This is a genomic window from Frankia sp. CoWAU3, from assembly GCF_977971855.1.
Genome location: NZ_CDWWXB010000230.1, coordinates 1 through 5,118, shown reverse-complemented (window position 1 = coordinate 5,118; position 5,118 = coordinate 1). Strand labels below are relative to the sequence as shown.

General features: G+C 70.8%; 4 protein-coding genes. 3 read left to right on the top strand and 1 reads right to left on the bottom strand.

Annotated features, from left to right (window positions below):
* Positions 1–965: 965 nt before the first annotated feature.
* On the top strand, positions 966–1,556 hold the full coding sequence (locus AC08ON_RS16010; protein ID WP_476608359.1) for a hemerythrin domain-containing protein: 591 nt from the start codon (positions 966–968) through the stop codon (positions 1,554–1,556).
* Between the two features lie 197 nt (positions 1,557–1,753).
* On the opposite strand, the gene idi is transcribed toward AC08ON_RS16010, so the two are convergent.
* Positions 1,754–2,383: an isopentenyl-diphosphate Delta-isomerase gene (gene idi, locus AC08ON_RS16005; protein ID WP_476617257.1), complete on the bottom strand. Its 630-nt coding sequence runs from the start codon at positions 2,381–2,383 to the stop codon at positions 1,754–1,756.
* A 372-nt stretch (positions 2,384–2,755) separates the two neighbouring features.
* Here idi and bioB point away from each other — a divergent pair, with 372 nt between their 5' ends.
* Both bioB and AC08ON_RS15995 read left to right on the top strand, forming a co-directional pair.
* Positions 2,756–3,859, top strand: a complete 1,104-nt coding sequence (gene bioB, locus AC08ON_RS16000) for a biotin synthase BioB (protein ID WP_476617256.1) — start codon at positions 2,756–2,758, stop codon at positions 3,857–3,859.
* A 47-nt stretch (positions 3,860–3,906) separates the two neighbouring features.
* On the top strand, positions 3,907–4,995 hold the full coding sequence (locus tag AC08ON_RS15995) for a toll/interleukin-1 receptor domain-containing protein (protein WP_476617255.1): 1,089 nt from the start codon (positions 3,907–3,909) through the stop codon (positions 4,993–4,995).
* The last annotated feature ends 123 nt before the right edge of the window (positions 4,996–5,118 follow it).

Below are 5,118 nucleotides of genomic sequence, written 5' to 3'. Positions count from 1 at the left end.
ACTTAACGCAGCAGACCGTCACACCACGCGACCTTCGCGCAGCCCTGCTTCACCCCCTGCGGTGGGCCGGAAACGTCACGGCGACGGGGACGGAGACGGCGCGTGGCGTCCCACCCGGTCCAGACCTGCCGCGCCGGCCCGTCCGCGGCAGATCCGGACCGGTTGCGGACTTCTCACGACACGCCGTAGACGCTGACCGCTTCTCCTGGTCAGGGCCTCGGCCCGAGTGCCCGTCCCGGGCCCGCAACCGCGGCCTGGTCCGATCATCCGCCGGATGCGGCGGCCCGGCGGCCCGGCGGCCCCGGCGGCCCCGGCGGGGCCAAAGGCCTGGAGATTGCGGGACCTGTGGCCATTGCGGGACCTGTGGCTATGGCCGAAAAGGGGTATCCGTCCGCCCGGCACGGCTGGTCGGATGATCGACCCGAGGCGCATCGTATCGAGCCGGTCCTGCCGACCGAGGGAGCCATTGCCTCCCGGCAACGGCGCCGGCCGAATCCCGCGATGCGAGGGGCATGCCTCGGCCGGTCGCCTTCGGTTCAAGCTTCGGCTCAAGCCTGGACGCCAGGAATTATCACTATACGTGTCTTTGGGAGGGTATCGGCGTTATTCCGTCGTACGCGCCGGTCGGCGTGACCGGTGCGGCGTGACCGGACGGCGCAGGTGCTCCCAGGCATCAACTCACCGTCATCGCGCCGACGGGTTACTAGGAATTATGAGCTACTCATGGGGCCGTTCAGGTGGCTACTTCGTACTGGCCCCAATTGGGGACGTCGGTAGGCGGCGAGCTGCCCCGGCCGGATCGGGGCACTCTCGGTACCCCGATCCGGCCGGGGCAGGTTGACGAGCCCAACGTGTCGGTTGGGCCCCGCCGGTCGGGCGTCCTCGATGCCGCGCGATTTCGAGTGCCCTCTCGGGGCACGCCGACATCGAGGTCTCGATGGGCGGACCGTGATGAGGAGGACATCATGCCGATCAATGACGCTGGGTTCGACGGCGGCCGAGCGGCGCAGTTCTCCCACGACGACGTCGTGGGAGTCCTGCTCGAACAGCACGCCCGCATCCGCGAGCTGTTCGCGGACGTGAAGTCGGCGACGGGCGAGCACAAGCGCCGGGCGTTCGACGAGCTGCGGGCGTTGCTCGCCGCGCACGAGACCGCCGAGGAGATGGTCGTGCGGCCGGTTACGAAGAAGATCGACAGCCGGGTGGCCGAGGCGCGCAACCACGAGGAGGACGAGGCCACCCGCGTGCTGCTGGCGCTGGAGAAGATGGATGTCGGTAGCGCCGAGTTCGATGCGAAGCTGGCGGACTTCGAACGGGCCGTTGTCGACCATGCCGAGCATGAGGAAAACGAGGAGTTCCCCCGGGTGCACGCGGCCCGCGACGCCAGGCAGCTGGAAAGCATGGGCCGTCGGCTTCGGACGGCGGAGAAGTTCGCTCCCACCCATCCGCACCCGTCAGCTGCCGGTTCGACCGCCAAGCAGTGGACGGTAGGTCCGATCGCCTCGGTCATCGACCATGTCCGGGATGCCGTGACGCGGAGGGGTGCCGTGGACTGACGCCGTGCTCCTGCCACCCGCGTCGCGGTGTCGTCGTCGCCACGGACCCCCGGGTCGGGGCCGGCGGCGGACGGTCGCGCGGCGTCCGGGACCATCCGCGGTTCGGTGGCCCCGGGCGTCAGCGCCGGCACGGCAACCCCTCCGGAACAGGATGCCCTCCGGAACAGGACGGAGGGTCGGCTCGCCGGATGGCCGGCTCAGGCGTGGGTTCCGCCGGAGACGAGGGAGAGCGCGGCGGTCAGCGGATGGGCCGCCGCGCTGAACGCCGCCATCTGGTCGACCGACCAGGGGCTTAGCGCCCAGGGCGCGGCGGCGGCCACCCGGCGGTAGTCGTCCCACTCGACCCAGCGCCACTCGACCAGCTCGGCCGGGTCCGGATCCGGGTCCCCGAGCGCCCGCGCCACGTAGACCGGGCAGACCTCGTTCTCCACGAGACCGTCGGCGGCGGTGGCGCGGTAGGCGAAGTCCGGCAGCGCGCAGTGCAGGTCGGTCAACTCCAGGCGGAGTTCCTGGCCTACCCGGCGCTCGACGGCCCGCGCCAGATCCTCGCCTGGGCGGGGATGCCCACAGCAGCTGTTCGTCCACACCCCCGGCCAGGTCCGCTTGTCGAGCGCCCGGCGGGTGACGAGCAGCCTGCCGGACGGGTCGAAAAGGTAGGACGAGAACGCCAGGTGCAGGGGGGTGTCGAGGCCGTGCACGGCGATCCGCGGCGCCGTCCCGCAGGGGCGGCGTTCGGCGTCGAGGAGCACGACCTCGTCGGCGGGCGGGACCGACGCGGTGTCACGCGACACCGTCTGTGGTGACGCCGCGTCACGCGGCACCGTCACGACGTCGGAGTCGGATCCTTGCGGGCTCACTGGTGGGCCTCACTTTCCGGTCGAAGGTCCAGTTTCCACTCGAAGGTCCAGTCGCTGGTTCGGTCGGTGTGGGGTGGGCGCCGGCGACGCTGTCGCCCGACACGCACGCGTCGTTCTCCTCCACCCGGGATCCAGTCGCCACATACCCATCCTCCCCTTCCTGCCCGCCGGCGCCGGTTGGCCACGTCCACGTCCGGGCAACCCCGGCCGTACCCCCGCCCCGGCGTGGGCGATCGCTGGTTCCGATCAAGGCAACGATGAGAGTGTGGACGCGGCGGAAGGACGATCACCCGCAGGTTTCCGCCGCCCGCCAGTGCCCGCCGTGCCAGCAGAGGATCGAGGATGACGGACATGGACCTGTCAGCCACTCTGAACAGCCTTGTCAGCAAGGGGGTGAGTGGTCAGGCTCCGACCCGGGACGAGGCCCTGGCCGTCCTGCGCAGTGACGACGACGATCTCTTGGACGTTGTCGCCGCCGCCTACCGGCTCCGGCGGAGGTACTTCGGCAGGCGTGTCAAGCTGAACTTTCTGGTGAACCTCAAGAGCGGACTCTGTCCGGAGGACTGTTCCTATTGCTCGCAGCGGCTCGGTTCGAACACGGGAATCCTGAAGTACACCTGGCTCAAGCCCGAGGAGGCCGCCGCGACGGCCGGCGCCGGCATCTCGGGCGGTGCCCGCCGGGTGTGCCTGGTCGCGAGCGGCCGCGGGCCGACGGACCGGGACGTCGACCGCGTGGCGGACACGATCGGCGCGATCAAGACCGCGCATCCGGACGTGGAGGTGTGCGCGTGCCTCGGCCTGCTGTCCGACGGGCAGGCCGCACAGCTGCGGGCGGCCGGTGCGGACGCCTACAACCACAACCTGAACACGGCCGGTGAGAAGTACGCAGACATCTGCACGACGCACACCTACAACGACCGGGTCGACACGGTGCAGGAAGCCAGGCACGCCGGCCTCTCACCCTGCTCGGGTATCATCGCCGGCATGGGGGAGAGCGACGAGGACCTCGTCGACGTCGCCTTCGCGCTGCGCGAGCTCGCCCCGGACTCCATCCCGGTCAACTTCCTCATGCCATTCGAGGGCACGCCCCTGGGGGCGGAGTGGAATCTCAACCCCCGGCAGTGCCTGCGCATTCTCGCCATGGTCCGGTTCGTCAACCCCACGGCCGAGGTGCGGCTCTCGGGCGGCCGGGAGATTCATCTCGGCTCGATGCAGCCCCTCGCCCTCTCGGTGGTGAACTCCATCTTCCTCGGTGACTACCTGACCAGTGAGGGTCAGGAGGGCCACCAGGACCTGAAGATGATCGCCGAGGCGGGATTCACGGTGGAAGGCCTCGACACCGACACCGACACCGACGCCGAGGCGGCTGTGGCCGTGGGCGCGGGCCTGGAGCGGGTCGCGCTACGTCAGCGTGGTGCCGGCACCGACCTGCCGCCCAACGCCTGATCCCGGCCTTCACCTCTCGACTGGCGGGGCGTCCGGGTGGCCAGCCGATGAACCCGGCTGGCACGGATACCACCCACGACGCCGGGAAGACGGTGGACTTCTTCGTCTCCTACGCCGGCGTCGACCAGGCGTGGGCGGAGTGGATCGCGGACACCCTGGAGAGCGCCGGCCGCCGCGTGCTGCTCGAGGCATGGGACTTCGTCCCCGGGTCGAACTGGCCTGCGCTCGTCCAGGCGGGACTGACCACCGCGGGCCGGCTCCTGGCGGTGCTGACCCCGGCCTATCTCGCCTCGGTCGGCGCGGCGGCGCAGTGGCAGGCGATCTGGGCGGCGGACATGGGCGGGCGGGGACGCCGGCTGATTCCGGTGCAGGTCGAGCCGTGCGAGCCCGGCACGCTCGGCCTGCTCGGCAGCCTCACCTGGATCGACCTGACCGACCTGGCCGGGCCGGGCGCCGCCGCAGCCGCTCGCGCCCGGCTGCTGGACGGGATACGCGCCGCCGTGACAGGGCAGGTGCGGTCGGTCAATCCCACGCCGCTCCCCACCCGCGACACCCGTGACGTGCCCGCGGCGGCGGACGAGTCCGAACGGGCAGCGCGGTATCCGGGTCGGCCCCCGCTCGTGTGGGGGCTGCCGCCGGAACTGGTGCGCAACCCCCGCTTTGTCGGGCGTGCATCCGAACTCGCCGAGCTGCGCGCGCGACTGACGGGCTTCGACCGGGCCGTGCCCGGCCCCGGTTCCCCTGTGCCGGGGGTGCGGGCCCAGGTGGTGCATGGCCTGGGCGGGGTCGGCAAGACGGAGCTCGTCGTGGAGTTCGCCTACCGGTACAGCCACGCCTACGACCTGGTCTGGTGGATCCGCGGCGACAAGATGACGGAGGTCGTCGCCGGCCTCGCCGCCCTCGCGGCCCAGCTGGGACTCGCCCGCGTGGAGGGGGACGAGGCAGCGGCTGCCGCGGCGGCCGAGGCGTTGCGCACCGGTCGACCTCATCGCCGGTGGCTGTTGGTCGTCGACAATGCCGTTATTGGCAATGCCGTCATGGGCAATGCCGTCATGGGCAACAACGCCGGTGCTACCGCCACCAACCCCTACCTGTCCCAGGGCCGCGCAGAGATCACGCTACGTTGTGATCGGTGATGTTTTGTAGACGTGCTGTGGGGTGACTCGGGGTGCCCTGGGCGACACAGCGCGAGCGAAGCGTCTCTTTCCCCATGCGTACCCGGCACGGGCCGCGCAAACCAGCTCCGCACGCCCAGATAT